This is a genomic window from Falsihalocynthiibacter sp. S25ZX9, from assembly GCF_041205405.1.
In the GTDB taxonomy this organism is placed as follows: domain Bacteria; phylum Pseudomonadota; class Alphaproteobacteria; order Rhodobacterales; family Rhodobacteraceae; genus Falsihalocynthiibacter; species Falsihalocynthiibacter arcticus.
In genome coordinates this window covers 1-336 of the sequence record NZ_JBGFCD010000133.1, presented here as the reverse complement: position 1 = coordinate 336, position 336 = coordinate 1, and the positions used below count along the sequence as shown (strand labels likewise).

1 protein-coding gene is annotated in these 336 nt (G+C 51.8%); it reads right to left on the bottom strand.

The features are described from left to right. The coding region (locus tag AB9F29_RS21600) for an Asd/ArgC dimerization domain-containing protein (RefSeq protein WP_369757211.1) at positions 1-336 on the bottom strand (336 nt) is incomplete at both ends.

Genomic DNA, 336 nt, shown 5'->3' with positions numbered 1-336 from the left:
GGGGTCACATAGCCACCATCTTCGCGCTTATCGATCACCATGACGCCTGGGGCCTCGCGCAGGATGTCACGCACCTCGTCTTCGTCGATAAACTCTTCGAATTCGATGTTTATCGCTTCGGAGTGGCCAACGAAAACCGGTACGCGCACACAGGTCGCGGTTACTTTGATCGACTTATCGATGATCTTTTTGGTCTCGGCGACCATTTTCCACTCTTCTTTGGTGTAACCGTCATCGAGGAAAACATCGATATGCGGGATCACGTTAAAGGCGATCTGCTTGGTGAAGACCTTATGCGCAACCTCTTGACCGTGGACATACATGCCCTTGGTTTGG